The organism is Actinocatenispora comari, from assembly GCF_017312725.1.
GTDB classification, from domain to species: Bacteria; Actinomycetota; Actinomycetes; order Mycobacteriales; family Micromonosporaceae; genus Actinocatenispora; species Actinocatenispora comari.
Genome location: NZ_BOPO01000090.1, coordinates 21,626 through 46,583, shown reverse-complemented (window position 1 = coordinate 46,583; position 24,958 = coordinate 21,626). Strand labels below are relative to the sequence as shown.

Annotated in this window: 19 protein-coding genes and 1 riboswitch; of the genes, 13 read left to right on the top strand and 6 right to left on the bottom strand. The window is 73.6% G+C overall.

Features of this window, described 5'->3' with window-relative positions:
- Nucleotides 1-104 precede the first annotated feature (104 nt).
- The 8 genes from NUM_RS23175 (at nucleotide 105) to NUM_RS23140 (ending at nucleotide 7,214) form a co-directional block, all read left to right on the top strand.
- On the top strand, nucleotides 105-803 hold the full coding sequence (locus NUM_RS23175) for a winged helix-turn-helix transcriptional regulator (protein ID WP_207127054.1): 699 nt from the start codon (nucleotides 105-107) through the stop codon (nucleotides 801-803).
- Nucleotides 804-902: 99 nt separating this feature from the next.
- The gene (gene mshD, locus NUM_RS23170; protein WP_207127023.1) at nucleotides 903-1,820 is read left to right on the top strand and encodes a mycothiol synthase; all 918 of its coding nucleotides are present in this window, start codon (nucleotides 903-905) and stop codon (nucleotides 1,818-1,820) included.
- Between the two features lie 48 nt (nucleotides 1,821-1,868).
- Nucleotides 1,869-2,396: a SigE family RNA polymerase sigma factor gene (locus tag NUM_RS23165; protein ID WP_225918787.1), complete on the top strand. Its 528-nt coding sequence runs from the start codon at nucleotides 1,869-1,871 to the stop codon at nucleotides 2,394-2,396.
- A 42-nt stretch (nucleotides 2,397-2,438) separates the two neighbouring features.
- Entirely contained in the window at nucleotides 2,439-3,665 is a 1,227-nt protein-coding gene (locus tag NUM_RS23160) for a hypothetical protein (protein ID WP_207127022.1), read from the top strand.
- An 89-nt stretch (nucleotides 3,666-3,754) separates the two neighbouring features.
- A complete protein-coding gene (locus NUM_RS23155; protein ID WP_207127021.1) occupies nucleotides 3,755-4,675 on the top strand; it encodes an ABC transporter ATP-binding protein in 921 nt (306 codons plus the stop codon).
- Nucleotides 4,672-5,403, top strand: coding sequence for an ABC transporter permease (locus NUM_RS23150; RefSeq protein ID WP_207127020.1), 732 nt, complete (start codon nucleotides 4,672-4,674; stop codon nucleotides 5,401-5,403). The genes NUM_RS23155 and NUM_RS23150 overlap by 4 nt, the downstream gene beginning before the upstream one ends.
- Before the next feature lie 18 nt (nucleotides 5,404-5,421).
- Nucleotides 5,422-6,612 carry a sensor histidine kinase gene (locus tag NUM_RS23145; RefSeq protein WP_207127019.1) on the top strand — a complete coding sequence of 397 codons (1,191 nt, stop codon included), beginning with the start codon at nucleotides 5,422-5,424 and terminating at the stop codon, nucleotides 6,610-6,612.
- The gene (locus NUM_RS23140; RefSeq protein WP_207127018.1) at nucleotides 6,609-7,214 is read left to right on the top strand and encodes a response regulator transcription factor; all 606 of its coding nucleotides are present in this window, start codon (nucleotides 6,609-6,611) and stop codon (nucleotides 7,212-7,214) included. The genes NUM_RS23145 and NUM_RS23140 overlap by 4 nt, the downstream gene beginning before the upstream one ends.
- A 159-nt stretch (nucleotides 7,215-7,373) precedes the next feature.
- Here NUM_RS23140 and NUM_RS23130 read toward each other — a convergent pair whose 3' ends face one another.
- On the bottom strand, nucleotides 7,374-9,854 hold the full coding sequence (locus NUM_RS23130; RefSeq protein ID WP_207127017.1) for an FHA domain-containing protein: 2,481 nt from the start codon (nucleotides 9,852-9,854) through the stop codon (nucleotides 7,374-7,376).
- Entirely contained in the window at nucleotides 9,851-11,764 is a 1,914-nt protein-coding gene (locus tag NUM_RS23125; RefSeq protein ID WP_207127016.1) for a serine/threonine protein kinase, read from the bottom strand. Before NUM_RS23125 ends, NUM_RS23130 begins: the two co-directional genes overlap by 4 nt.
- Nucleotides 11,765-11,884: 120 nt before the next feature.
- On the opposite strand from NUM_RS23125, the gene NUM_RS23120 reads away from it, so the two are divergent.
- The gene (locus NUM_RS23120; RefSeq protein WP_207127015.1) at nucleotides 11,885-14,008 is read left to right on the top strand and encodes a S9 family peptidase; all 2,124 of its coding nucleotides are present in this window, start codon (nucleotides 11,885-11,887) and stop codon (nucleotides 14,006-14,008) included.
- Between the two features lie 351 nt (nucleotides 14,009-14,359).
- Here the strand turns inward: NUM_RS23120 and NUM_RS23115 are convergent, their stop codons facing one another.
- On the bottom strand, nucleotides 14,360-15,313 hold the full coding sequence (locus NUM_RS23115) for a threonine ammonia-lyase (RefSeq protein ID WP_207127014.1): 954 nt from the start codon (nucleotides 15,311-15,313) through the stop codon (nucleotides 14,360-14,362).
- 126 nt (nucleotides 15,314-15,439) lie between these two features.
- Here NUM_RS23115 and NUM_RS23110 point away from each other — a divergent pair, with 126 nt between their 5' ends.
- The 3 genes from NUM_RS23110 (at nucleotide 15,440) to NUM_RS23100 (ending at nucleotide 18,436) form a co-directional block, all read left to right on the top strand.
- Entirely contained in the window at nucleotides 15,440-15,994 is a 555-nt protein-coding gene (locus tag NUM_RS23110) for a PadR family transcriptional regulator (protein ID WP_207127013.1), read from the top strand.
- A 112-nt stretch (nucleotides 15,995-16,106) separates the two neighbouring features.
- On the top strand, nucleotides 16,107-16,823 hold the full coding sequence (locus NUM_RS23105) for an ABC transporter ATP-binding protein (RefSeq protein WP_207127012.1): 717 nt from the start codon (nucleotides 16,107-16,109) through the stop codon (nucleotides 16,821-16,823).
- Nucleotides 16,820-18,436, top strand: a complete 1,617-nt coding sequence (locus NUM_RS23100; RefSeq protein WP_207127011.1) for an FtsX-like permease family protein — start codon at nucleotides 16,820-16,822, stop codon at nucleotides 18,434-18,436. Before NUM_RS23105 ends, NUM_RS23100 begins: the two co-directional genes overlap by 4 nt.
- A 52-nt stretch (nucleotides 18,437-18,488) precedes the next feature.
- On the opposite strand, the gene NUM_RS23095 is transcribed toward NUM_RS23100, so the two are convergent.
- Nucleotides 18,489-19,730 carry an aminotransferase family protein gene (locus NUM_RS23095; RefSeq protein ID WP_207127010.1) on the bottom strand — a complete coding sequence of 414 codons (1,242 nt, stop codon included), beginning with the start codon at nucleotides 19,728-19,730 and terminating at the stop codon, nucleotides 18,489-18,491.
- Between the two features lie 79 nt (nucleotides 19,731-19,809).
- A complete protein-coding gene (locus tag NUM_RS23090; protein ID WP_225918786.1) occupies nucleotides 19,810-21,021 on the bottom strand; it encodes an aldo/keto reductase in 1,212 nt (403 codons plus the stop codon).
- Nucleotides 21,022-21,391: 370 nt separating this feature from the next.
- A riboswitch (cyclic di-AMP (ydaO/yuaA leader) is annotated at nucleotides 21,392-21,563 on the top strand.
- 11 nt (nucleotides 21,564-21,574) lie between these two features.
- Between NUM_RS23090 and NUM_RS23085 the strand changes: the two genes are divergently transcribed.
- Nucleotides 21,575-22,573, top strand: a complete 999-nt coding sequence (locus tag NUM_RS23085; protein ID WP_207127009.1) for an NlpC/P60 family protein — start codon at nucleotides 21,575-21,577, stop codon at nucleotides 22,571-22,573.
- Nucleotides 22,574-22,680: 107 nt separating this feature from the next.
- Here the strand turns inward: NUM_RS23085 and NUM_RS23080 are convergent, their stop codons facing one another.
- Entirely contained in the window at nucleotides 22,681-24,795 is a 2,115-nt protein-coding gene (locus NUM_RS23080) for a putative bifunctional diguanylate cyclase/phosphodiesterase (protein WP_207127008.1), read from the bottom strand.
- Between the last annotated feature and the right edge of the window lie 163 nt (nucleotides 24,796-24,958).

Genomic DNA, 24,958 nt, shown 5'->3' with positions numbered 1-24,958 from the left:
CCCACGGGCCGCCGTCCCGGCCAGCGCGCCGGGGCGGACGAGCGGGAGGTGTCCATCCCGTGGAGATCCTCGTCCTGACCGACCCCGCCGATCCGGCCGGCGCGATGCGCGACCGCGCCGACGGCAACCCGGTGCTTCCCGCCCTCGACCTGCTGCCGCACCAGGTGCGCGCCGCCGAGCTCGGGGTGTCCGCGCTGCTGTCCGGCCCGACGCCGGACGCGGTGCTGGTCGACGCCCGGTCCGACCTGGCCGGCGCCCGCGCCACCTGCCGGCTGCTCGCCGCCGCCGGCCAGGGCGTGCCGCTGATCGCCGTCGTCACCGGCGCCGGGCTGATCGCGGTGGCCGCCGACTGGGGCATCGACGACGTGGTGCTGGCCGGCGCCGAGCCGGCCGAGGTGGAGGCGCGGCTGCGGCTCGCCGCCGGCCGGGCCGCGCTCGCCGCGGACGGCGACGCCGAGCTGGTGCGCTCCGGCGACCTGGTGATCGACCCGGCGACGTACTCGGTGCGGCTGCGCGGCGCGCCGCTGGACCTGACGTACAAGGAGTTCGAGCTGCTGAAGTTCCTCGCCCAGCATCCCGGCCGGGTGTTCACCCGCGACCAGCTGCTGCGCGAGGTGTGGGGGTACGACTACTTCGGCGGCACCCGGACGGTCGACGTGCACGTCCGGCGGCTGCGGGCGAAGCTTGGCAGCGAGTACGAGTCGATGATCGGCACGGTGCGGCAGGTGGGCTACAAGTTCATCGCGGCACCGCCACCACGGCAGCTGCCCGACACCGACCCGGCGCCCGCCCCGGTCCGCTGACCCGGCCGACCGGCGACACCGCGCCGGAACGACCGGGCGGCACTCCCGGCACCGGCGGTCCGGCAGGTACGGCCGGCGAGCGCGCCCTACCGTAGGGCCATGAGTATCGGGGCCGCTGACATCGCGGTGACCACGGTCGGTCAGGTGTCCGTCGACGCGCGGGACGAGGTGGCGGAGCTCGCCGACGTCGCCGGGGTCGCCGACGGTGTCGCGCCGCTGGGTGAGTCGGTCCGGCTGCGCCTGGCGCACGGCGGTACCGGCGTGCTGCACCTGCTGGCGCGCGCCGGCACGGTGCTCGTCGGGTACGCGCAGCTCGACGTCGCCGGCGGCGAGGCGGAGCTGGTGGTGCACCCGGCGTACCGGCGGCGCGGGGTCGGCCGGGAGCTGCTGCGGGCGCTGGTCGAGGCGGCCGGCGCCGACGCGCCGCTGTCCATGTGGGCGCACGGCGACCACCCGTCGGCCACCGCGCTGGGCTGGCCGGCCGGCTTCCGGCGGTACCGGGTGCTCTGGCAGCTGCGCCGCGACCTGACCGGGCCGCTGCCGGAGGTGGCGGTACCGGAGGGGATCCGGATCCGCGCGTTCGAGCCCGGCGTGGACGAGGACGCCTGGCTGCACGTCAACGGGCGGGCCTTCGCGGACCACCCGGACCAGGGCCGCTGGACCCGGGAGGACCTGCTGCTGCGGGAGGCGGAGCCGTGGTTCGACCCGGCCGGCTTCCTGCTCGCCGAGGACGCGACCGGCCGGCTCGTCGGGTTCCACTGGACGAAGGTGCACGACGAGGGCGATCACCAGGTCGGCGAGGTGTACGTGCTGGGCATCGACCCGGACGCGCAGGGCGGCGGGCTCGGCGCGGCACTGACCGCGGCCGGGCTGCGCTACCTGCGGGACGCCCGCGGCCTGGCCACCGTGCTGCTCTACGTCGACGAGGACAACCCGCGCGCGGTCGCGCTCTACCGCAAGGCCGGCTTCACCCAGTGGGTCACCGACGTCGCCCTCCACCGCAACGCCGGCGACTGACCGCGACGCCACCGACTCCCAACCTTTCGGGGCGCGGAGCGCGTTCTGGTGGTGGAGGTGGACGTGGGCGACCGGGAGCGGGACCGCGCCGAGTTCAGTGCGTTCGTGCAGCGCCGGCAGCACCGGCTGCTGCGCGCCGCGTACCTGATCGTCGGCGACGAGCGGTTGGCCGAGGATCTGCTGCAGAACGCGCTGATCAAGCTCGCCGACCGCTGGTCGCGGGTGCGGGACGGCAACCCCGAGGCGTACCTGCGGACGATCCTGTACCGCGACGCGGTGTCCTGGTGGCGCCGGCACCGGCGGGAACGGCTGGTCGCCGCGCCGCCGGAGCCGCCGGCAGACGCCGACCCGGCGGACCGGGTCACGCTGCAACTGCTGTTCGCGCGGGCGCTCGCGGCGCTCACCCCCAAGCAACGCGCGGTGCTCGCGTTGCGGTACTTCGAGGACCGTTCCGAACGGGAGGCGGCCGAGATCCTCGGCGTGTCGGTCGGCACCGTGAAGAGCCAGACCAACGCGGCGCTGCGGCGGATCGTCGAGCTCTCCCCCGACCTGGCCGAGGCGGTGGGTCACGCATGACCGCACGAACCCCGGCGGGCTGGCGCCGAAGGAGGACGGCCGATGAGTGAACAGCAGTTGCGGGATCTGTTGCGGGACAAGGCGGAGCCGGTGCAGCCGCCGGCGCTGGCCGAGTCGTCCTGGCGGCTCGCCGCGGTACGCCGACGCCGCCGCCGCGCCACCGCCGGCACCGCCGCCGCGGTCGTCGCCGTCGCCCTCCTCGGCGCCGGCGCGCTCGGCGGCGGCCTGCCCGGCACGACGCGGCACCCGTCCCCGCCGGCGCACCGGTCCACCGGCGACAGCGCGGCGGACGCGCTGCCACTCGCCGCGACCCGGCTGCCGCGCACCATCGACACCGACCCGGCGCACGCCGAACCGCTGTCCACCCATCCGGTCGAGCACGCGCTCGGCCTGTTCGCGGCGTACCCGGCCGGCTGGCCGCAGGTGCTGCCCCGGACCTCGGTCGTGCTGGTACTGGGGGACGACGGCCGGATGCGCCGGATCGACACGGTGCGGGTGCTCGGCAGCCGGGACGGGTACGAGCCGGCGCCGATCGCCCCCGGCGCGCTGAACGCGGCCGGCACCCGGGCGGCGTTCCCGCAGCCGGACGGCACCCTGCTGACCGTCGACCTGACCGGCACCGGACACCGCTCGTACCGGATGGCGACCGGCACGGTGGAGTCACTGTGGTGGAACGGCGATGCCGAGATCGTGGTGAGCACCAGCGAGCTGACCCGGGTACTCGATCTGGCCACCGGGCGCAGCCGGCTGCTGCCGTTCGGGGACGCCCTGATGCCCCGGTACCCGAACCCCGGTACCGGTTTCCTCGCCATGCCGGTGGACCGCCCGGCCGGTGCCCTCGGGCCGTACAACGTCGCGGTCGAGGTGCGCAGCTACGACGAGCGCGGCCACCGAAAGGGGTACGCCGGCTCCTGGAACGGGCTGCACGGCTGGTACGGGCCGGGCGTCACGAACGGCTCGTGGGCGGTCCGGGCATCCAGCGGTACCCGGGTCGATCCGGACGCGCAGAACGACTCCGTGGTCGCGGTGCCGGTGAACGGGAACGCGAGCCCGGACGCGGTGGTGGTCACCTGCCCGGGCGGGAACGGGCCGCACCAGAAGGCGTCCTGCCGGCCGCTCGGCTGGGCCGGGCCCGACCGGCTGCTGGTGGTCGACCACGCGCACAGCCAGCATCAGCTCCTGTCGGTGGACCTGCGTACCGAGAAGGTGTCCGCCGTGGCCCGCCTGACCGGCGACGCCCAGGTCGCCATCCGCCCCGGCGGGTACTGAGGCGGTCGGCGGCGGTAGGACATTTGTCCTGGCGGAGTGGGGACAGGTACGCCTGCCGGTGGGGTCGGCGGATTCGTAGCGTCGTAGCCATGCAGAACACGGATGCGGTGCGGTTTCGCGGAGTGTCCTTCCGCTACGGCCAGGTACGGGCGGTGTCCGGCCTGGACCTGACCATCCCCTGTGGACAGACGGTGGCGCTGCTCGGCCCGAACGGCGCCGGCAAGTCCACCACGATCGCGATGCTGCTCGGCCTGCTCGCGCCGGCCGCCGGCACGGTCGAGCTGTTCGGCGCCGCACCGGCCGCCGCCAGTACGGCCGGGAAGGTGGGCGCGATGCTGCAGGAGACGCAGCTGCTGCCCCGGATCACGGTGGCGGAGCTGCTCGCGTTCATCCGCGGGCTCTACCCGGATCCGCTGCCGACCGACGAGCTGGTCCGGCTGGCCGACCTGGACGAGCTGACCGGCCGGCGGCTGGAGAGGCTGTCCGGTGGTCAGTCGCAGCGGGTCAAGTTCGCCGCCGCGATCGCCGGCCGCCCCGACCTGCTGGTGCTGGACGAGCCGACCGCGGCGATGGACGTCGAGTCCCGGCACGACTTCTGGCGGGCCATGCGGCGCTACGCGCGCGACGGCCACACCGTGCTGTTCTCCACCCACTACGTGGAGGAGGCGGACGAGAGCGCCGACCGGGTGGTGGTGATCGCCGGCGGGCGGCTGATCGCCGACGGCACCCCGGCCGCGATCCGCCGCTCGGTCGGTACCCACACCGTCGGCATCGCCGTACCGGTGGACGGCACCGGCGGGCTGGACCGGCTGCCGGCCGTCACCGCGGTGGAGATCCGCGGCGACCGGGCGTACCTCACCACCGACGACCCGGACGCCACCGTGCTGGCGCTCGCCGGGTCCGGGCTGCTGCACGACCTGGAGGTCCACGGCGCCCGGCTGGAGGACGCGTACCTGGCGCTCACCGCCGCGTCCGACACCGAACCGATTCTCGAAGGAGCAGCCCGATGATCGGGTACCTGAAGCTGGAGATCCGCCGGCTGCTGCGCAGCCCCGGCTACCTGGTCGGCAGCCTGGCGATGCCGCTGGTGATGTACCTGGTGATCAGCAACCTGTACAGCGGGTCCGGCGCGGAACGCGAGCAGACCGCGCTGTACCTGATGGTCAGCATGGCCGGCTTCGGCGCCGTCGGCGCGGCGTTGACGAACGGCATGTCGGTGGTCGCCGACCGGTCCAACGGCTGGCTGCGGCAGCTGCGGATCACCCCGTTGGACGCGCGCCGGGTCGTGGTGGCGCGCGGCCTGACCGGCATGCTCGCCGGGTTGCCCGGCATCCTCGCCGTCTGCGTACTCGGCGGGCTGCTGAACGGCATCCACCTGCCGGTCGGCCGCTGGGTCGCGGTGGTCGGGCTGCTGTGGGTCGGGCTCGCGCCGTTCGCGCTGCTGGGGTTGGCGGTCGGCTACCTGGTGTCGGTCCCGGCGGCGCAGCCGGTCACGATGCTGCTGAACATCTCGATGTCGATCCTCGGCGGGCTCTGGGTGCCGGCGAGCCTGTTCCCGCACACCCTGCGCCGGATCAGCCAGCTCGTCCCGACCTCCGGGTATGCGAACATCTCCCGCCAGATCGCGCTGAACGCGACACCGCACCTGACCGACATCGCGGTCCTGCTGGCCTGGATGGTGGGATTCGCCGGCCTCGCCATCGTCGCGTACCGCCGGGCCGGCCGCCGGATCGCCTGACCAGCGAGGATGGTAGCCATGCACTGGCTGGCAAGGCTGTCGCGGCGGGTCGACGCGATCGAGTCGCGGTCCGTCGAACGGTCCCGGGAGCGGATCCGCAACGGCACCGAGCACACCCCGGACGGCAAGATCGGCCGCGGCGGTATCGCCGTCTGGCTCGCGCTGCTGGTCTTCCCGCTGATCTCGGCGGTGACCAACGGCAAGTGGCTCGGCGCGGTCGGGATCGTCGTGCTCGGCGGGACGATGACCGTCACGATGCGGCTGGCCCCGGTCGGCCTGCGCCAGCTCGCCCGGTACCTGCTGCTGCTCCCGCTGCTGGGGCTGGCGCTGGCGATCGGGCTGGTGGTGCCCAGCTCCAGCGGCCTGCTGGTGGTACTGCCGGCGCAGGCCACGGCGATGGTCCTGCCGATGGTGTTCCCGTCGTTCCTCGGGGTGCTGGTGGTCTCGGTGCTGAGCATCGTGATCCTCGGCGGGCACGGCGGGATGGACTACGCCAGCATCGCGCTGGCCGCCTGGATGTCCGGCCTGGTGATGTTCATGATGCGGCGGTTCTTCACCACGATCGGGCTGCTGCGCGAGGCCCGCGAGGAGCTGGCCCGCGCCGCCGTGGCGGACGAGCGGACCCGGTTCGCCCGGGACCTGCACGACCTGCTCGGCCACACCCTGTCGGTGATCGTGGTCAAGGCGCAGGTGGTGCGGCGGTTGGTCGACCGGGACGCCGCGAAGGCCGCCGAGGCGGCCGCCGACATCGAGACGATCGGCCGGCAGGCACTGGTGGAGGTGCGGGAGGCGGTCACCGGGTACCGGCAGCGCGGTCTCGCCGCCGAGCTCGACGGCGCCCGGGCGGCCCTCGCCGACGCCGGCATCACCGCCACCGTCCGGCGCGCTGCCGGCAACCTGGACGAGGCGGCGGACGCCCTGCTCGGCTGGGCGGTACGGGAGGCCACCACCAACGTGATCCGGCACTCGGCCGCGACGCACTGCACGATCAGCCTGCGCTACGCCGACGACCAGGCGATCCTGCAGGTCGCCGACGACGGCACCGGCGCGGACCCGGCCGGGCTCGCCGGGCTCGGCGGGGGGAACGGGCTGCGCGGGCTGGCCGAACGGTTCGAGGTCGCCGGCGGCACGGTACGCACCGCTGGCGGGCGGCACGGGTTCACGCTGACCGCGACCGTCCCGGCCGCGGTTGGCAGGATGGACGCGTGATCCGGGTACTGCTGGCCGAAGACCAGGGCATGATGCGCGGCGCGCTGGCCACCCTGCTGGAGCTGGAGGACGACATCGACGTGGTCGGGCTGCTCGCCCGCGGCGACGAGGTCGTGGACGCGTGCGTACGGCTGACGCCCGACGTCGCCGTGCTCGACATCGAGATGCCCGGCCGCAGCGGCCTGGACGCGGCCGCCGAACTGGCCACCGCGGTACCGTCCTGCCGGGTGCTGATCGTCACCACCTTCGGCCGCCCCGGCTACCTGCGCCGGGCGATGGACGCCGGCGCGCGTGGCTTCCTGATCAAGGACAGCCCGGTCGAGCAGCTCGCCGACGCGATCCGCCGGGTCGTCGCCGGCGAGACGGTGGTCGACCCGACGCTCGCCGCGGCGGCACTGCGCGCCGGCCCGAACCCGCTGTCGGCCCGGGAATGCGACGTGCTCGCCGCCTCCGCGGACGGCGCCACCATCGCCGACATCGCCGGCTCGCTGCACCTGTCCGAGAGCACCGTGCGCAACTACCTGTCCGCCGCCATCGGCAAGACCAACACCCGCAACCGCATCGAGGCCCTCAACGCCGCCCGCACCAACGGCTGGCTCTGACCCGATGACCGCCAGGGTGTTGGGTACGGCTTCCCGACCCCGACGGCGGCGTGCTGCGGGTGGACGCGGCGCAGTGGTACGCGTTCCTCGCCGCCGTCCGCCACGGCGGCTGACCGGCGGTACGGCCGTGACGTGACCGCCGGCCCGTCCGCGGGCGGGTCAGCGGCCGGGTTCGTGGCGGCGGAGGGCCAGGCGGGTGGCGATCAGCAGCAGGACGGTCTGGCCGACCAGGACACCGGCCGCGACGAGCCACCGGCCGGAGGTGTGGTCCCAGAGCGGGTCGTCCGGCGGGCCGGGCATCACGTTCTTGAGGTCGACGGTGGCCGCGGCCGCCGCGTACGCCCAGCGGGCCGGGGCGAGCCAGGAGAGCTGGCTGACCACCGCCCGGCCGGCCACCGCGAACAGCCCGCCACTGAGCACCAGCTGCGCCATCACCAGGCCGACCAGGACCGGCATGGTCTGCTCCGAGGTCGACACGTACGCGCTGATCAGCAGGCCGAGCACGGTCGAGGCGAGGGTGACCAGCGCGACCGCGGCGATCAGCTCGACGGTCGGTGAGCCGAGCACCAGCGCCGCGGCCGGCCGCTTCGCGCCCCACAGCGCGACCAGCACGAACACCGTCGCCTGCGCCGCGTTCAGCACCGCGAAGACCACCAGCTTGGCGCCCAGGTACGCCCCGGGGGACAGGCCGACCGCGCGTTCTCGCCGGTAGATGGCGCGCTCGGCGACCAGTTCGCGGATGCCGCCGGCGAGACCCATGAACACGCCGCCGATCACCAGGATGGTCAGCAGCTGGCCGGCCTCGGCGGAGCGGTGCAGCGCGTTGGCCGGCTTCGCCAGCCCGTCGTCGCCCGGTACCAGGTGGGCCAGCAGCGCCAGCCCGAGCGGCAGGCCGACCAGCAGCGACGCGTACAGCCGGTCGGCGAGGGTGACCGCGATGGTGCGGCGGGCGACGATCGCCAGCTGCCGCCAGAACCCCTGCCGGGAAGTCGCGGCGCCCGGCCCGTCCGGGTCGTCGACCCGCGGCGGCGGCGCGATCCGGACGGTCGGTTCGACCTGCGGCCGGGGCGTGGCGTGCTGCCGGAACCGGTCGGCCCACGCCTCCGGCTCGGTGGCGACCCGCTCGAACACCTCCGCGTACTCCTGGGCGCCGAAGAAGGCGAGCAGCCGGTCCGGCGGGCCGAAGTAGCAGACCCGGCCGCCGCGGCCGAGCACCAGGATCCGGTCGCACAGGTTGAGGTGCAGCACGCTGTGGGTGACCACGCAGACCGTGCGGCCGCCGTCGGCGAGGTCGCGCAGTGCCAGCATCACGTCCCGGTCCAGCGCCGGGTCGAGGCCGGAGGTCGGCTCGTCCAGGAACAGCAGGGACGGCTCGGTGAGCAGTTCCAGCGCCACCGAGGTGCGCTTGCGCTGGCCGCCGGACAGGGTGCTGATCCGCTGGTCGGCGCGTTCGGTCAGGCCGAGCTTGGCGAGCACCTCGTCGATGCGCTGGTCGCGTTCGCGGGCCGAGACGTCGGCGCCGAACCGCAACGCCGCCGCGTACCGCAGGGCGCGGCGCACGGTCAGCTGCCGGTGCAGGATGTCGTCCTGCGGGACCAGGCCGATCCGGTGCCGCAGGTCGTCGTACTCCGCGTACAGGTCGCGTTCCTGGTAGCGGACGGTGCCGCGGGTGGCCGGCCGGATGCCGGTGAGCGCGCCGAGCAGGGTGGACTTGCCGGCGCCGCTCGGCCCGACCACCGCGAGCAGGCTCGACTCGGGCAGCTCGAACCCGACCTCGGCCAGCAGCGTGTGCGGCCCGGCGGTGACGGTCAGCGACTCGGCCCGCAGCGACACCCGGCCGGTGTCCACGTACTCGTGCAGCATGGCGCCGTCGAACACCAGCTGGTGGTGCCCGGCGCCGACCACGTCGCCCGGCTGCAGCACCGCCCGGCTGATTCGCTGGCCGTTGACGAACGTGCCGTTGCGGGTGCCGAGGTCGACCACCTCGTACCCGTGGCCGAGCCGGCGCAGCTCGGCGTGCCGGCGGGACACCAGCAGGTCGGTGAGCACGATGTCGCTGGCCGCGTCGCGGCCGATCCGCACCACCTCGCCCGCCCGGTACGACCCGGACGGGGTGCGGCCGACCACCGATGCCGGCACCGCCGCCACCGGCAGCGCCGACCCTGCAACCGGCATGGGCACGACGTTCTGCGGTACACCGGCCGGCGGCGCGGCGGGCGGGCCCGGGAGCGGGGTGACGGCGTTCGGGGTACGGGCGGCCGGCGGTGGCATGCCGAGGACGGGGCGCGGCACGGTGGCCGGGGCGGCGGCCGGCTGGCCCGGTATCACGGTCGGCGGGACCACCGACGCGGGCCGTACCTGCACCGGGACACCGGTGGCGGCGTCGCCGAGCAGCAGCGCCACCGGCTGTTCCACCGCGATGCGTTGCACGCGGCGACCGTCCAGGAACGTACCGTTGCTGCTGCCGAGGTCGCGGACCCACCAGCGGCCGTCGGCCCACTCCAGCGCCACGTGTTGCCGCGACACCAGCGGGTCGTCGACGACCACCTGGCAGAGCGGATCCCGGCCCACGATCGCGGCCGGGCCACCGGCGTCGAACCGGCGTTCCGCCCCGCCGACGCCGACGAGCAGCTCGGTCACTTCTCCTCCGGCAGGTACTTCGCCATGGCGGTGGCCAGCTGCTCCGCCTGGACCTGGGCGCCGCCGGACTCGGCGGTGAGCGTCAGCTCGTACACGACCTGGCCGGACCGGACGAGCACCAGCGTCGTCGGGCCGTCCTCGTACTCGCCGAGGTGGCGGGTGTAGCCGACCGACTGCTGGCCGATCTTGCCGATCGCGAAGGTGCTCCAGCCGCAGCGCTGCAGCGACTGCTTCGCGGCGGTGTAGAACTTCTTCGACGCGGTGCCGTAGAAGCCGACCACCGAGGACGACGCGTACCCGGTCTCGTGGCCGTCGTAGTACGAGAAGCCGTTGCTGGTCTGCGAGCCGATCGCGGCACCGTCGACGGTGCCCTCCGCGCACGGTTCGAACTGGTCGAGCCCGCCGAGCAGCCGGTCCTTGTCCTCGCTGGCCTGGATGTCGTCGGACGACGCGCCGGTCGCCTTCTCGATCTGCCCGACCGACACCTGGATCTGTTTGAGCCGGGCGGCGGTCGGCGGCGGATGCTTGTGGTCGACCGAGGCGCTGGCATCGGGGCTGTGGCCGGACTTGCGCTGGTCCTCCTTGTAGCCGAGGATGCCCAGCCCGACGCAGCTGGCGACGACCACCAGGCCGACCGAGCCGGCCACGATCGCGGCGATCTTGCCGCCGGACAGCTTGCGCTTCTTCGGCGGCTGCCACGGCTTCGGCGTGCCCGGGAACGGTGGCGGGGGCGCGCTGCGCGGTGCGGCCGGCCGGTAGCCGGGCGGCGCTCCCCCGGCACCTGGCATCCGGGCCGCGGCCGGCGCACCGAGCGGGGCCCGACCACCGAGCGGAGGTTGGCCGCCCATCGGCGGCTGGCCGACCACCGACGGCGGTACCGGGCCGGCCGGCACCGACGGTGGCGCCGGCGGCACCGAACCGGGCCGCGGTACGGGCGCGCCGGCGATCGAGCCGCCCGGCCCCGGCGAGCCGAAGACCGTCTCGGCGGTGATGCGCGGCGGGGCCGGCGTCGGCGGAGCGGGTGGCGCACCGAGGGTGGTCTCCGCGACCGGGGTACGCAGCGCGTGCAGCCACTGCTGCGCCGACGCCGGCCGGTGCGTCGGGCTGACCGCCATCATGGACAGGATGCCCTGCACCATCCGGTCCTGGCCGGGGCCGAGGGCGGCGGCGAGTCGCTGCTGCATCGCGTCGGTGTCGCCGGGAACCGGCAACTCCCGGGTGAGCATGTAGTAGAGGCTGGCGCCGAGCGAGTACCGGTCGCTGGCCGGGCCGTACTCGCCGCGGTGCAGCGACTCCGGCGCCATGAACGGGACGGTGCCGGACACCTTCGACATGGTGGCCGCGCCGGCGAACCGGACCAGCCCGAAGTCGACGAGGTAGACCCGGCCGTCGTCGGCGCGCAGGATGTTCGCCGGTTTGATGTCGCGGTGCAGCACCGGCTGGCCCTCGGTGTCCCGGCCGCTGTGCAGGTAGTCGATGGCCTCGGCGACCGGCGCCAGCGGATCGAGCGCGGCCGGGCCGGGTAGCTCGCCCGCCTCCAGCAGCTCCTGCAGGCTGCGCCCCTCGATCCACTTCATCACCAGGTACAGCCGGGACTCCGCGGCGGCGTCGGACCCACCGTGCGGGTGCGGCGGCGCGCCGACGAAGACCTCGCGCACCTTCACCAGGGACGGGTGCTCCAGCTGGGTGAGCAGCGCGGACTGCAACCGCAGGTTCTCCAGCCAGCGGCCGGAGTCGTCCTGGTGGTCGGCGTGAATGATCTTCACGGCGTACCGGAAGGAGAAGTTGGCGTGCTGCTCGACGGCGCTCCAGATCTCGCCCTCGCCGCCGCTGGAGCGCCGTTCGCGCAGCAGGTAGCGATCCGGGGCATCCGGTGGTCCGCAGAAGTGATCCGAGAGCTGCTCGGGCATGCGGATATCGTGCCAGACGAGCGCATCCCGGCGACCTCGGCGCGGTGCCCGGCCGAGACCGGTACGCCGGGGCCGCGTCCACGCCCGCGAATCGGCGGTGCCGGCGGTAGCGTGGCGCAGATGAGCGAGGGTGCGATGGGCAAGCCGCCGGCGGCGAAGCGGGTGGCGAGCGAGCGGACGCAGCACGGCGACACGGTGGTGGACGAGTACGCCTGGTTGGCCGAGAAGGACAATCCAGACACGATCGCGTACCTGACCGCGGAGAACGCCTGGACCGAGCAGGCCACCGCCGACGAGGCGAGCCTGCGGGACGAGATCTTCACCGAGATCAAGAGCCGGGTGCAGGAGACCGACCTGTCGGTGCCGGCCCGGCGGCACGGCTGGTGGTACTACACCCGCACGGTGGAGGGTCAGCAGTACCCGATCCGGTGCCGGGTGGCGGCCGGCGACGACCCGGCGCCGCCGGTGATCGTGCCGGGCGTCCCGGTGCCCGGCGAGCAGGTGCTGCTGGACGAGAACGAGCTCGCGGACGGTCACGACTTCTTCGCGCTCGGTACCTTCACCGTCACCGCCGACGGCCGCTACCTGGCCTACGCGGACGACTACGCCGGTGACGAGCGCTTCACCCTGCGGGTCAAGGACCTGCCCAGCGGCGAGCTGCTGGACGACGAGGTGCCGAACACGTCGTACGGCGCGGCCTGGTCGGCCGACTCGACGCACCTGTTCTACCTGACCGTCGACGACGCGTGGCGGCCGGACACCGTGTGGCGGCACCGGATCGGTACCAAGGCAGCCGAGGACGTGGTGGTCTACCAGGAGCCGGACGAGCGGTTCTGGGTCGGCGTCGGGCTGACCCGCTCCGAGCGGTACCTGCTGATCGAGTCGCACAGCAAGGTCACCAGCGAGGTCCGCTACCTCGCCGCGGACGATCCGACCGGTACGCCGACACTGGTGCGGGCCCGCAAGCAGGACGTCGAGTACGAGGTCGACCACCAGATCGTCCACAATGGACAAGACCGGTTCCTGGTGCTGCACAACGACTCCGAGGTGGGCGGCGGGGAGAACTTCGCGCTCGCCGCGGCGCCGGTGGACGCGCCCGCCGACTGGACCCCGCTGATCGAGCACGCGGCCGACACCCGGCTGCTGGACTTCGACGTGTTCGCCGACCACCTCGTCGTGCACCGCCGGCACGACGTGCTCACCGGCCTGCGGGTGTACCCGCTGGGCGCCGACGGCTCGCTCGGCACGCCGCACGACATCGCCTTCACCGAGCCGATCTACACGGTCGAACCGGACGCCAACCTGGAGTACGACACCGGTACGTTCCGGCTCACCTACGCCTCGCTGGTGACGCCGCGCTCGGTGTACGACTACGAGCTGGCGCAGCGGCACCTGGTGCTGCGCAAGCGCCAGCCGGTGCTCGGCGGCTACGACCCGGACCAGTACGAGCAGTTCCGCGAGTGGGCGACCGCGCCGGACGGCACGAAGGTGCCGATCTCGGTGGTGGCGCGCACGGACCTGGTGCGCGACGGCAGCGCGCCGTGCCTGCTGTACGGCTACGGCTCGTACGAGATCTCCATCGACCCCGGCTTCCAGATCGACCGACTGTCCCTTCTGGACAGAGGCTTCGTGTACGCCATCGCGCACATCCGCGGCGGCGGTGAGCTGGGCCGCCGGTGGTACGAAGACGGCAAGATGCTGCACAAGAAGAACACGTTCACCGACTTCGTCGCGTGCGCCCGCCGGATGGTCGAGGCCGGCTGGACCTCGACGCCGCGGCTCGCCGCGCTCGGCGGTTCGGCCGGCGGGCTGCTGATGGGCGCGGTGGTCAACGAGGCGCCCGACGCGTTCGGCGCGATCTACGCGGCGGTGCCGTTCGTCGACGCGCTCAACTCGATCCTCGACCCGTCGCTGCCCTTGACGGTCATCGAGTGGGACGAGTGGGGCGACCCGCTGCACGACGCCGACGTCTACCGCTACATGAAGTCGTACTCGCCGTACGAGAACGTCGCCGCGGACGCGTCGAACTACCCACCGATCTACGTCGAGACCAGCCTCAACGACACCCGGGTGCTCTACCACGAGCCGGCCAAGTGGGTGTCCAGGCTGCGCGCGAACGGGGCGCCGGACGTGTTGCTGTGGACGGAGATGGAAGCGGGGCACGGTGGCCGGTCCGGCCGGTACCAGGCCTGGCACGACCGGGCCCGGTGCTACGCCTGGATCATCTCCACCGTGGCGCGGTGAGTGCCGGGGTGCCGCCGGCGTAGAGCCCTCAGTTCGCCTCGTGCGGGTGGGCCCGCGGGGGCGTCTGATGTGCGTGGGGCTGGCGGGTGAAGGCCACCTCTGTTCGCGGTCTGAGCCCGCGTGGGGGGATGCGAGGAGAGGGCTTCGCCCCCTCCTCGCGCTCCTTCCCCGTCAAGGGGGCCTTCGCCCCCTTGACCATCCCCCGCCGGGGGAGCGGAGACGAGGTCCGGACGCCGCCTGGCCCGCATCGGAACAGCGGGGTCCGGTGCTGCTCGCCTGACGCCGCCTGACTCGCTTCGGGGCCGGGCGTGACGGGTGCCGCCTGGCGGGTTCGGCGGCCCGTCGGGCTGGTCAGGGGGTGACGAGGGTGGCCAGTTGGGTGGGGTCGAGGTTGCCGCCGGAGACGACGGCGACGGTGCGGCCGGCCGGTAGTTCGTCGGCGTGGTGCAGGTAGGCGGCGAGGGTGGTGGCGCCGGAGGGTTCGGCGACCAGGTTCGCCTGGCGGGCGAGGACTCCGACCGCGTCCCGGATCTCGTCCTCGGCGACGGTGACGATGCCGTCCAGGTGCGCGGTCAGGTGGGCGAGGGTCAGCTCGGACAGCCCGGTGCGCATCCCGTCCGCGATCGTCGCGTACCGCTGCTCGTCCGGGTAGGGCACCAGCCGGCCGGCGGCGAGCGAGTCCCGGGCGTCCGGCGCGACGGCCGGCTCGACCCCGTACACCGCGGTGTGCGGTGACAGCGCCTTGATCGCGGTACTCACGCCGGAGGCGAGGCCGCCGCCGCCGACCTGCACGAGTACCACGTCGGCGTCGGTGGCGTCGGCGAGGATCTCCAGGCCGACGGTGCCCTGGCCGGCGATCACGTCCCGGTGGTCGAACGGCGGGATCACGGCCATCCCGCGCTCGGCGGCGATGCGTTCGGTGGCGTCGGCCCGTTCGCTGCCGGGTACCAGGACCACCTCGGCGCCGAGTTCGCGGACCGCCTCGATCTTGATCGGCGGCGCGACGTCCGGGATCACGACGACGGCGGGCACTCCGAACAGCGCGGCGGCGTACGCGACCGCACGGCCGTGGTTGCCGGACGAGTGGGTGACGACGCCGGCCTTGCGCGCCTCGTCGGGCAGCACCGCGATGGCGTGGTACGCGCCGCGCAGCTTGAACGCGCCGACCGGCTGCAGGTTCTCCGGCTTGAGCCACAGTTGCCGGCCGGGCTGGGACCACGGCTGCGGCAACAGCGGCGTGTGCACCACGACCCCGGTGAGGATCTCCGCGGCGGCGCGGATGTCGTCGATGGTCACCAGTTCCATGGCGCAGCCCCCTCTTCGTACGTTCCGCCTGTGATCCTGCCGCCTGGGCGGTGCGGCCGGGCCGGTCCGCGGCAGATCTCACAGCGCGGGCTTGACTCCACTATTCTCTGAGTGAATAGTGGAGTCATGTCCGCGGTACACGTCCTGCTCGGCATCCTGGCCGACGGCACCCCCAGGCACGGTTACGACCTCAAACAGGCGTACGACGCGCTGCTGCCCCGGGCGCGGCCACTCGCCTTCGGCCAGGCGTACGCCACGCTCGGCCGGATGGTGCGCGACGAGCTGATCGCCGAGGCCGGGCACGACTCGGCCGGCGGCCCGGAACGCACCAGCTACCAGATCACCGGGGCCGGCCGCGACTCGCTCGCCGGCTGGCTCGGCACCGTCGAGCGGCCCGCGCCGTTCGTCACCGAGGCGCTGTTCACCAAGGTGGTCGTCGCCCTGCGCACCGGCTCCGACGGCGCCACCGCCCGGGCGTACCTGATCGCGCAGCGGGCCGCGCACACCGACCGGATGCGCGAGCTGACCCGGGCCAAGACCGACCCCGCGGCGAACGTGTCCGACGTCGTCGCGGTCGACTACCTGCTCGGGCACCTCGACGCCGATCTCGCCTGGATGCAGACCACGCTGACCCGCCTCGGCGCACTGCGCGCCGAACTGCACGAGGGAGACCACCGGTGACCGACGACGCACTCCCCTCCGCGGAGGAGGCGGAAACATCCGACGACGCACTCCCCTCCGCGGAGGAGGCGGGAACACCCGACGACGCACTCCGTACCGCCGAGGAGGCCGCATGACCGACCAACCGCTGCTGACCGCCCGCCAGCTCGCCCTGTCGTACGGGCCGACGCCGGCGCTGCGCGGCCTCGACGTCACCGTGCACCGCGGCGAGATCGTCGCGGTCACCGGCCCGAGCGGGTGCGGCAAGTCCAGCCTGCTGCACTGCCTCGCCGGCATCCTGCGCCCCGACTCCGGCGAGGTCCACTACGCCGGCCGCCGGATCGACACGCTCGGCGAGGCCGAACGGTCCCGGCTGCGGCGCACCGAGTTCGGGGTGCTGTTCCAGTTCGGGCAGCTGGTCGCCGAGCTGTCCGCGCTGGAGAACGTCGCGCTGCCGTTGCTGCTCGGCGGCGCGCGCCGCAGCGGGGCGTACGCGGCGGCGCACGAGCGGCTGGACCGCCTCGGCGTCGACGACGTCGCCGGGTTGCTGCCCGGCGAGATGTCCGGCGGCCAGCTGCAGCGGGTGGCGCTGGCCCGCGCTCTGGTCACCGACCCGGCCGTGCTGTTCGCCGACGAGCCGACCGGCGCGCTGGACAGCCTCGCCGGCGAGCGGGTGCTCACCGAGCTGGTCCGCGAGTCGGCCGAGCACGGCACCACGATCGTGCTGGTCACCCACGACGGCAAGGTCGCGGCGTACGCGCACCGGGAGATCGCGCTGCGCGACGGCGCCCTCGACCCGAACGGCCTGGACCTGTCGGCGCTCGCCGGCAAGCAGGGAGACCACCGATGAGCACGGCCACCGCGACGCCACGGGCCGGGTCGTCCGGCAGCATGTCGGCGCACACCGTGCTGCGCCTCGCCCGGGCCGGTACCCGGACCGACACCGTGCGGATCGTGCTGACGGTGCTCGGCTCGGCGGCCGCCACCCTCGGCCTGCTCGCCGTCGGTACCGTGCTGTCGGTCCCCGTCGACCACAACCCGAACGACAGCACCTACCTGACCGCGCACTACACCAGCGAGCTGCTCGCCCAGTACGGGCTGCGCAAGGGTCTGTCCATCGGGCTGCTGCTGGTCACCGTGCCGGTGCTGCTGTTCGTGGTGCAGTGTGCCCGGCTCGGCGCGCCGGCTCGGGAGCGCCGGCTCGCCGCGCTGCGGATGAGTGGCGCCACCCCGGCCGACGTGGTCCGGGTGGTGGCCGCGGAGAGCGGTCTCGCCGCGTGCGCCGGCGCCGCGCTGGGTGCGCTCGGCTACTTCGTCGGCCGGCTCGTCGCCGACGCACCCAACCGGTACGGTCTGCGCCCGCTGCCGACCGATGTGCTGCCGCCGTGGTGGGCGTTGGTCGTGCTGATCGCACTGGTGCCGGTCCTCGTCGTCGCGCTGTCCGTACTGCTCCTGCGCCGGGTCGCGGCGGCCCCGCACGGGCTGACCCGGCGGTCCCGGTCCCGCCGGCCCGCGACCTGGCCGGTGGTCCTGCTCGGGGCGGGCGTCGTGTTGTCGGTCGGTTACGTTCCGCTGGCCCGCCGGGTGATGGCCGGCCCGCTCCGCAGTACCTCGTTCGACCTCGTCTCCGGTCCCTACCTCGGCGTGGTGATCATCGCCGGCGCGTTGCTCGTCGTGACGGGGCTGGCCTTCGGGGCCGCCCGGCTCAGCCACCTCACCGGTGGCGCGGTGCGTCGCCTCGCCCGTCGGCCGGCCGTGCTGCTTGCCGCCGGTCGCGCCGCGAGTGACCCGTGGCTCGGCGGCCGCAGCCTGTCCGTACTGTTCGCCGCGGTTCTGTTCGGCGCCGGTGCCGCCGCCCTGCAGAAGGCGTTCCTGCTGCCCAAGCGGGCGAACGCGACCATGGACGGGCTGATCGCCCGGTACACCGGAGTCCACCAACAGGACTTCACCGACCCGGTCTACGTCCGCGCGTTCGACATCGTGCAGATCGGCGTGCGGGTGGTACTGGTGGTCGCCGCCGCGGCGCTGCTGATCGCGCTGGTGGAGCGGATCGTCGGGCAGCGCCGCCAGCTCGCCGCCGCGACCGCCGCCGGGGTACCGCGGCGCACGCTCGGCGCCGCCCTCGTGCTGCACACCCTGATCACGACGCTGCCCGGCATGATCATCGCGGCGCTGGTCGGCATGTTCACCGGCCGGGCCATCTTCCCGAACTACGACGTCAGTCAGCCGGCCGGTGTCTACTGCGTCGGCTCCGACTACGTCCAGCCGTGCGTGAGCCCGGACGACGACGGGCTCCGGCACGTGTCGCTGCCGGCGCTGCACGTGCACGTGTCGACCCCGGTGCCGTGGGGGGAGACCACGCTGGTGGTGGCGGTCGCGATCGCGGCCGTGCTGGTCACGGCGCTGCTGAGCCTGCCGTTCCTGCGCGCCAGTACCCGGCTGGAGGACCTCCGCGCGGAGTGACCCGCCGCGCCGACCGCCGACCGCCTTCCGCCGAGGCGGCGCGGCGGCCGGGTCAGCGGCGGAGGTCGGTGAGGGCGGCCCAGATGCCGTCGGCGAGCAGGCGTACCTCGTCGTCGGACATCACGAACGCCGGGGACACCTGGATGCCGCCGGCGCCGACCGCGCGGGTGGCCACCGCCTGCTTGCGCAGCGCCTTGACCAGTTGCGGCGCCAGCGCCGGCTCGGTCAGCTGGACGGCGGCGACCGCGCCGACGCCGGCCCGTACCTCGGCGACGAGCTTGTGCTCGGTCAGCCGGCCGAGCTGCTTGGCCAGAGTGGACTCCAGCCGCTTCGCCTCGGACAGCAGCTGCTCGCGCTCCAGCAGGTCGAGGTTGCGCAGCGCCACCGCGCACGCCGCCGGATGCCCCGAGTACGTGTAGCCGTGGCGCCACCACACCCCGGCGCCGGGCCGGAAGAACGGCTCGGCGACGTGCTCGGCGGCGATCACCGCGCCGAGCGGCAGGTACCCGGAGGTGATGCCCTTGGCGCAGGTGATCAGGTCGGGTTCGAGGTGGAACCGGGTGCTCGCGAACCAGTCGCCGCCGATCCGGCCGAACCCGGTGACCACCTCGTCGGCGACGAACAGCACGCCGTACTCCCGGCACACCTGCCGGGCGGCGGCCAGGTAGCCCTCGGCCGGTGGGTACACGCCGCCGGCGCCGATGACCGGCTCGCAGAAGAAGGCGGCGACCCGGCCGGGGCCGATCCGTTCGATGGTGGCGCGCAGGTCGTCCACCGAGTCGCGGTCGACCACCGCGGTGTCGGCCATCAGCTCGCCGTAGTCGGCCCGGTTGCCCGGGATCCCGGCGAGCGCGGTACCGGCCACGTGCATCCCGTGGTACGCGTTGGTCCGGGAGATGAGCACCGTGCGTTCCGGTGCCCCGAGCTCGTGCCAGTACCGGCGGGCGAGCTTCGCCGCGCTGTCCACCGAGTCGGAGCCGCCGGAGGTGAAGAAGACCTTCGCGTTCGGCATCGGGGCGAGCGACGCCACCCGTTCGGCCGCCTCGATCGTGGTGCGCACCGCCATGTCGCCGAACGACGAGTAGGCGGCGAGGGTGCGCAGCTGGTCGGCGGCGGCCTCGGCCAGCTCGCGCCGGCCGTGGCCGACGTTGGCGAACCACAGCCCGGCGGTCGCGTCCAGGTAGCGGCGGTCGTTCTCGTCGAACACCCAGACGCCCTCGCCGCGGGAGAGCACGAACTCCCCCGCCGACTCGACGTCGCCCATGTCCGCGAACGGATGCCAGAACGCGCCCATCCTCAACCCCCTCGTACCCGGCTTGCGGCGACCGTACCGCGCGGCCGGGGCCGCGGTCGGAGACGGGCCCGGGGCGCCGTCAGGAGGGCTCGGCGAGCAGGTCGCCGCGGGGCTGGTCCGCCGCGACCGGGAGCGTCCCGTCCGCCGGCTCCGGGCGTACCGGCGTCGGCTCGGCCAGGGCCGGCCCCGGCGAGGTCGGCGCGACGGCGGACGACGGCGGGTCGGCCGGTGGCCGGGTCGGGCCGGTACCGGCGCCGGAGCGTTCGATCGCCTCGGCGATCTCGTCCAGGTCGTCGTCGTCGAGCGGCTCGGTGGCCGCCGACAGCCAGTCCCGTACCTGGTCGGGCCGGCGGGCGCCAACGATCGCGCCGGTCACACCGGGCCACGCCAGTGTCCAGGCGACCGCGACGGAGGCGAGGGTACGGCCGCGGCGGTGCGCCACGTGGCCCATCCGGCGGGCCAGGTCGAGGTTGCGGTCCAGCGCGGCGCCGACGAAGTCGCCGTCGCCGCGGCGCCAGTCGTCGGTGGGCAGCGCGGCCACCCGGTCCCGGGTGAACGCGCCGGTCAGCAGGCCGCACTGCATCGGGCTGGCGGCGAGCACGCCGACCTCGTTCGCCGCGCACCAGCCGAGCAGCCCCTCGGCCGCCTCCCGGTCGATCGCGGAGAACGGCGGTTGCGCCGCGTCCGGCGGGCCGAGCGTGGCGGCGGCTTTCAGCCCGGCGGTGTTCTGGCTGCACAGCCCGACCGCCCGGACCTTGCCTTCCCGGCGCAGGTCGAGCAGCGTCTGCCAGGTCTCCGCGAGCGGCACGCCGGCGGCCCGCGGCCAGTGCAGCTGGAAGAGGTCGATGCGCTCGACGCCGAGCCGGCGCAGCGAGCCCTCCAGGCCGCGGCGCAGCTGGTGCGGTGCGCCGACCGCGCGCGGCGGCCGGCTCCGGTCGGTGTCGTCCCAGGTCAGACCGCACTTGGTGAACAGGTACGGCCGATCCGCCGCGGCGTACGGGGCGAGCGCGGCGCGCACCACCTGCTCGGAGTGGCCCAGCCCGTACACCGGTGCGGTGTCGATCCAGTTGACCCCGTGCTCCACCGCGTACCGGATCGCCGCCGCCGAGTCGCCGTCGTCCTGCCGCCCCCAGCCGTACGCGTAGCCCGCGCCGCCGATCGCCCAGGCACCGAAGCCCACCCGGGTGATGCGCAGGTCGGTACGACCCAGGCGGCGGGTCGGCAGATCGCCACCGGGCATCGACGCCACCCCCTCGCCGGTACGCCGGCGCGTGCCCAGCGCCGCCGTCACCCCTCCACTCTCGTGCACCGGACCGGGCCGCGTACCGGGATTCTGTGGATCGGCAAACGGTTGGTGTCGCGTCCATCGCGGAGCGCAGCATCGCCCGGAATGCTGTGGCCATTCCCACATGGCGGACCGCGGGTCGCTCCCACCGGGCGGCGATTTACCTGGTGGTGGCCCTCTTCTGGGCACCTTCTCGGCCAGCCACTCGTAACGGCACGATAACGAGTTCGTTACCCCAGGTGTCCGCACACGGGAGCGCGGTCCACCGCTGACCAGCCGGCGAAGCCAAACAGATCACGCAGGGTTGAACGGCACTCGGCGGTATCCGTACTCTTGGGCGGTCCGGTCGGGAGTCTGCCATCAAACCGGTGGCGCCGAACGGGCACCGCCGAGTCGTCGCTCGGCGAGCCGGGGATCCAACGGGTGCCGCTCGCGGCGTCCATCCGGGGTGAATCCGCCAGCTCTCCCCGAGAGCCGGTGGTAGGGCGAACTCACTTCTTCCCGCCCGAACCCGTCAGCTAACCCGGTAGGCGGTTGCGGGAGAAGGAGTGAGCTACTGGTGTCAGTAGCGGGGACCATTGCGCGCCCGACCCGGCGCGCGCTTGCTTTGCTCGCCGCCGCCGTCTGCGCCACCGTCGGCGTCGGCCTGATCGGGCCGACCGCCGCGCACGCGGATCCGTCCGCCTCGCAGTTGGAACACGGCATGGACTCGACCTGGTCCAAGATGGAAGCCAACGGCGAGAAGCTGAAGCAGAACGAGGACGCGCTCGCGAAGAACGAGAAGAAGTCCAAGGACCTGGCCAAGCAGATCGCGCCGCTGAAGAAGAAGGTCGACGCGATGTACAAGCAGGTCGGCACCTACGCGGCGGCCGCGTACCGGGGCGGGAACCTGTCCGCCTTCAACTCGATGCTGAAGTACGGCTCGCCGACCACCATGCTCGACCAGATGGCGACGCTGGACCGGATGGCCGCCGACCAGCACGCCAAGGTCGCCAAGTACGCGGACGCCAAGAAGAAGCTGGACGCGTCGAAGGCCAAGTACGACAAGCTCGTCGCGGGCAACAAGGCGCAGGCCAAGAAGCTCTCGGCGGAGAAGAAGAAGCTCAAGTCCGACATGGACACCATGCAGAAGCAGTGGATGAAGACGGCGGCGGCCCGGAAGAACACCGGGACGGCGTTGCCGCAGATGCCCTACATCCCGGGGCCGGGCGGGGTCGCGGTGCGCTACGCGATCGCGCACCTCGGCGACCCGTACGTGTGGGCGACCGCGGGGCCGAACACCTTCGACTGCTCCGGGCTGACCTCGGCCTCCTGGGCCGCCGCCGGCGTGCACATGCGGGCCTACACCTACAGCCAGTACGCGGCGTTCCCGCACGTCACCCGGGACGAGCTGCAGCCCGGTGACCTGGTGTTCTACAACGGCGGCGAGCACGTCGCCATCTACATCGGCAGGTACGACGGCACCAGCTACGTGATCCACGCACCGCAGCCCGGCGAGTACGTCAAGGTGTCCCCGCTCGACTATCCCGGTTCCTGGTACGGAGCGGTTCGCCCCTGACGCCAGGACACACGACTCGGTAGCCACCGAGGAGGGCCGGCCCCGCCACCACGTGGAGGCCGGCCCTCACCCTGTCCGGGCCCGCCGGTCCGGTGTCGCGGCGCCGGTCAGTGGTGGTTGTTGCGTTCGGCGAGGAGTCGGGCGGTGATCGCGTCCGGCGCGCTGGGCCGGGCGAAGTGCCAGCCCTGGCCGACGTCGCAGCCGAACTCGCGGAGCCGGCTGGCCTGCCCGACCGTCTCGACGCCCTCGGCGATCACCGTCAGGTCGAGCGCGTGCGCCAGCTCCACCAGCGTCTCGACGATGCGCTCGTCCACCGGGTCCGGGCCGCCGACACCGTTGTCGGTCGCGTCGGCCATCCCGGACACGAACGAGCCGGCGATCTTGAGCGCGTGCACCGGCAGCCGGCGCAGGTATGCGAGGTTGGAGTAGCCGGTACCGAAGTCGTCGATGGCGAGCCGCACGCCCATGTCGGTGAGCGCGTGCAGGGCCCGCAGCGGTTCGGCGGCCGGCCCCATGATCGCGCTCTCGGTCAGCTCCAGCACGAGCCGGTCGGCCGGCAGCCCGGTACTCGACAGCACCTCGGAGACCTCGTCGGTGAGGTGCTTCTCGTGCGCCTGCCGGACCGCCAGGTTGACGCTGACGAAGAAGTCGTCCGCGGCGATGTCCTGCCACCGCTGCGCCTGCTCGCAGGCCGACCGCAGCACCCAGCGGCCGAGCGGGACGATCGCCCCGGTCTCCTCCGCCAGGTTGATGAACTTGTCCGGCGGCAGCCAGCCGAGTTCCGGGTGCCGCCAGCGGACCAGCGCCTCCACCCCGCGCAGCCGGTCGTCCGCGAGCCCGACGAGCGGCTGGTACTCGACCACGAACTCACCGTGCTCGACGGCGGCGGGCATCGCCGCGGCGAGCGAGTAGCGGGCCACCTCGCGGGCGTGCCGGTCCGGGTCGAACACCGCGAGCCGGCCGGCTCCCTCCGACTTCGCCCAGTACAGCGTGGTGTCGGCGGCCTGCATCAGCTCGGCGGCGGTGAACCGGTCGACCACCCGGTCGACCACGCCCACGCAGGCCGACACCGACAGCTCGTGCCCGCCGACCCGCAGCGGGTCGTGCAGCGCGGCCAGCGCCCGCTCACCGCACTGCACCGGCTCACCGTCCGGGTCGTCGATGAGGATCACGAACTCGTCCCCGCCGGTACGGGCGACCAGGCACCCGGTGCGCCGCAGCGCCAGGTCGAGCCGCTGCGCGACCGCGACGAGCACCCCGTCACCGGTCTCGTGCCCGTACGAGTCGTTGACCGCCTTGAAGCCGTCCAGGTCGAGGTAGCAGAGGCCGACCGCACCGGTCTTGCCGGCGAGCGTCTCGTCCAGCCGCTTGAGCAGCAGCTCCCGGTTCGCCAGCCCGGTCAGCGGGTCGTGCCAGGCCTGGTACTCCAGCCGCGCCTCCAGCAGCCGGCGCTCGGTGGAGTCCTCGATCATGGCCACCGCGTACTGGTGGCCGGCGGGCGCCTCGATCGTGGTCAGCGTCATCCGGCCCCAGACCAGCGCGCCGTCCCGGCCGGTGAACCGCCGCTCCAGCTGCACCGGCGTCGGCGCGCCGGCGAACAGGCCGGCCACCGCCGACCGGACCGCCTCGGCGTCCTGCGGGTGCGCGTACTCGTCGAGACCGTGGCCGGCGAGCCCGTCCGGAGCGCGGCCGAGCAGGTCACCGAGCGCCTGGTTGGCGTCCGCGATGTGCTGCTGATCGTCGATCAGTGCGATGCCGATCGCCGCCTCGCTGAACACGGCCTGGAACCGGGCCTGGCTGACCGACAGCGCCTGCTCGGCCTGCCGGCGCGCGTCGACCAGGGCGAGCCGGATCGACTCCTGCTCGGCGAGGGTACGTTCGCGCAGCGCGGCGGCGAACCCGTCGGCGAGCGCGGCGCGGATCTCCCGCCGCCGCTTCGGCGTACCGGCGGTCGCGGTGAGCGGGTCGGCGGTGAGCAGCGTGAGGGTCAGGCCGAGCGCGCCGGAGTCGGTGACGTCCGCGGCGACCAGCGCGGCACCGATCTCGCGGGCCTGGTCCGGGTCGAACTTCGCGGCGGTGTGCAGCGCGACGATCCGATCGGACAGATCGGTGAGATAGCCGACCAGTTCATCGGACGACATCGGAACGAACGCGCGGTCGACGATGCCCCGGGCCCAACGCTTGGTGAACCGGGTTCGCCGCGCGTCGACCTCCCTCGTCACGCCGAGCACCCCCCTACGACCCGGCTCGGTGCGGGTCGCGTGTGAATGAGAATACGACCGGAAACGAACCATGGAATGTCACAAGGGTTTACCGATCGATCCGATCGCCGAGCGGGCGTCACGCGCAGAAGCGGTACGCGCGCACACCGGCACGACCCTCACC

Bases quoted from the DNA above. Each gene is read 5' to 3' on its own strand.
- NUM_RS23110 (WP_207127013.1), top strand. From the start codon at position 15,440: ATGTCCGCGGTACACGTCCTGCTCGGCATCCTGGCCGACGGCACCCCC.
- NUM_RS23105 (WP_207127012.1), top strand. From the start codon at position 16,107: ATGACCGACCAACCGCTGCTGACCGCCCGCCAGCTCGCCCTGTCGTAC.
- NUM_RS23160 (WP_207127022.1), top strand. From the start codon at position 2,439: ATGAGTGAACAGCAGTTGCGGGATCTGTTGCGGGACAAGGCGGAGCCG.
- NUM_RS23095 (WP_207127010.1), bottom strand. From the start codon at position 19,730: ATGGGCGCGTTCTGGCATCCGTTCGCGGACATGGGCGACGTCGAGTCG.
- mshD (WP_207127023.1), top strand. From the start codon at position 903: ATGAGTATCGGGGCCGCTGACATCGCGGTGACCACGGTCGGTCAGGTG.
- NUM_RS23125 (WP_207127016.1), bottom strand. From the start codon at position 11,764: ATGCCCGAGCAGCTCTCGGATCACTTCTGCGGACCACCGGATGCCCCG.
- NUM_RS23100 (WP_207127011.1), top strand. From the start codon at position 16,820: ATGAGCACGGCCACCGCGACGCCACGGGCCGGGTCGTCCGGCAGCATG.
- NUM_RS23175 (WP_207127054.1), top strand. From the start codon at position 105: ATGCGCGACCGCGCCGACGGCAACCCGGTGCTTCCCGCCCTCGACCTG.
- NUM_RS23145 (WP_207127019.1), top strand. From the start codon at position 5,422: ATGCACTGGCTGGCAAGGCTGTCGCGGCGGGTCGACGCGATCGAGTCG.
- NUM_RS23115 (WP_207127014.1), bottom strand. From the start codon at position 15,313: ATGGAACTGGTGACCATCGACGACATCCGCGCCGCCGCGGAGATCCTC.
- NUM_RS23120 (WP_207127015.1), top strand. From the start codon at position 11,885: ATGAGCGAGGGTGCGATGGGCAAGCCGCCGGCGGCGAAGCGGGTGGCG.
- NUM_RS23150 (WP_207127020.1), top strand. From the start codon at position 4,672: ATGATCGGGTACCTGAAGCTGGAGATCCGCCGGCTGCTGCGCAGCCCC.
- NUM_RS23155 (WP_207127021.1), top strand. From the start codon at position 3,755: ATGCAGAACACGGATGCGGTGCGGTTTCGCGGAGTGTCCTTCCGCTAC.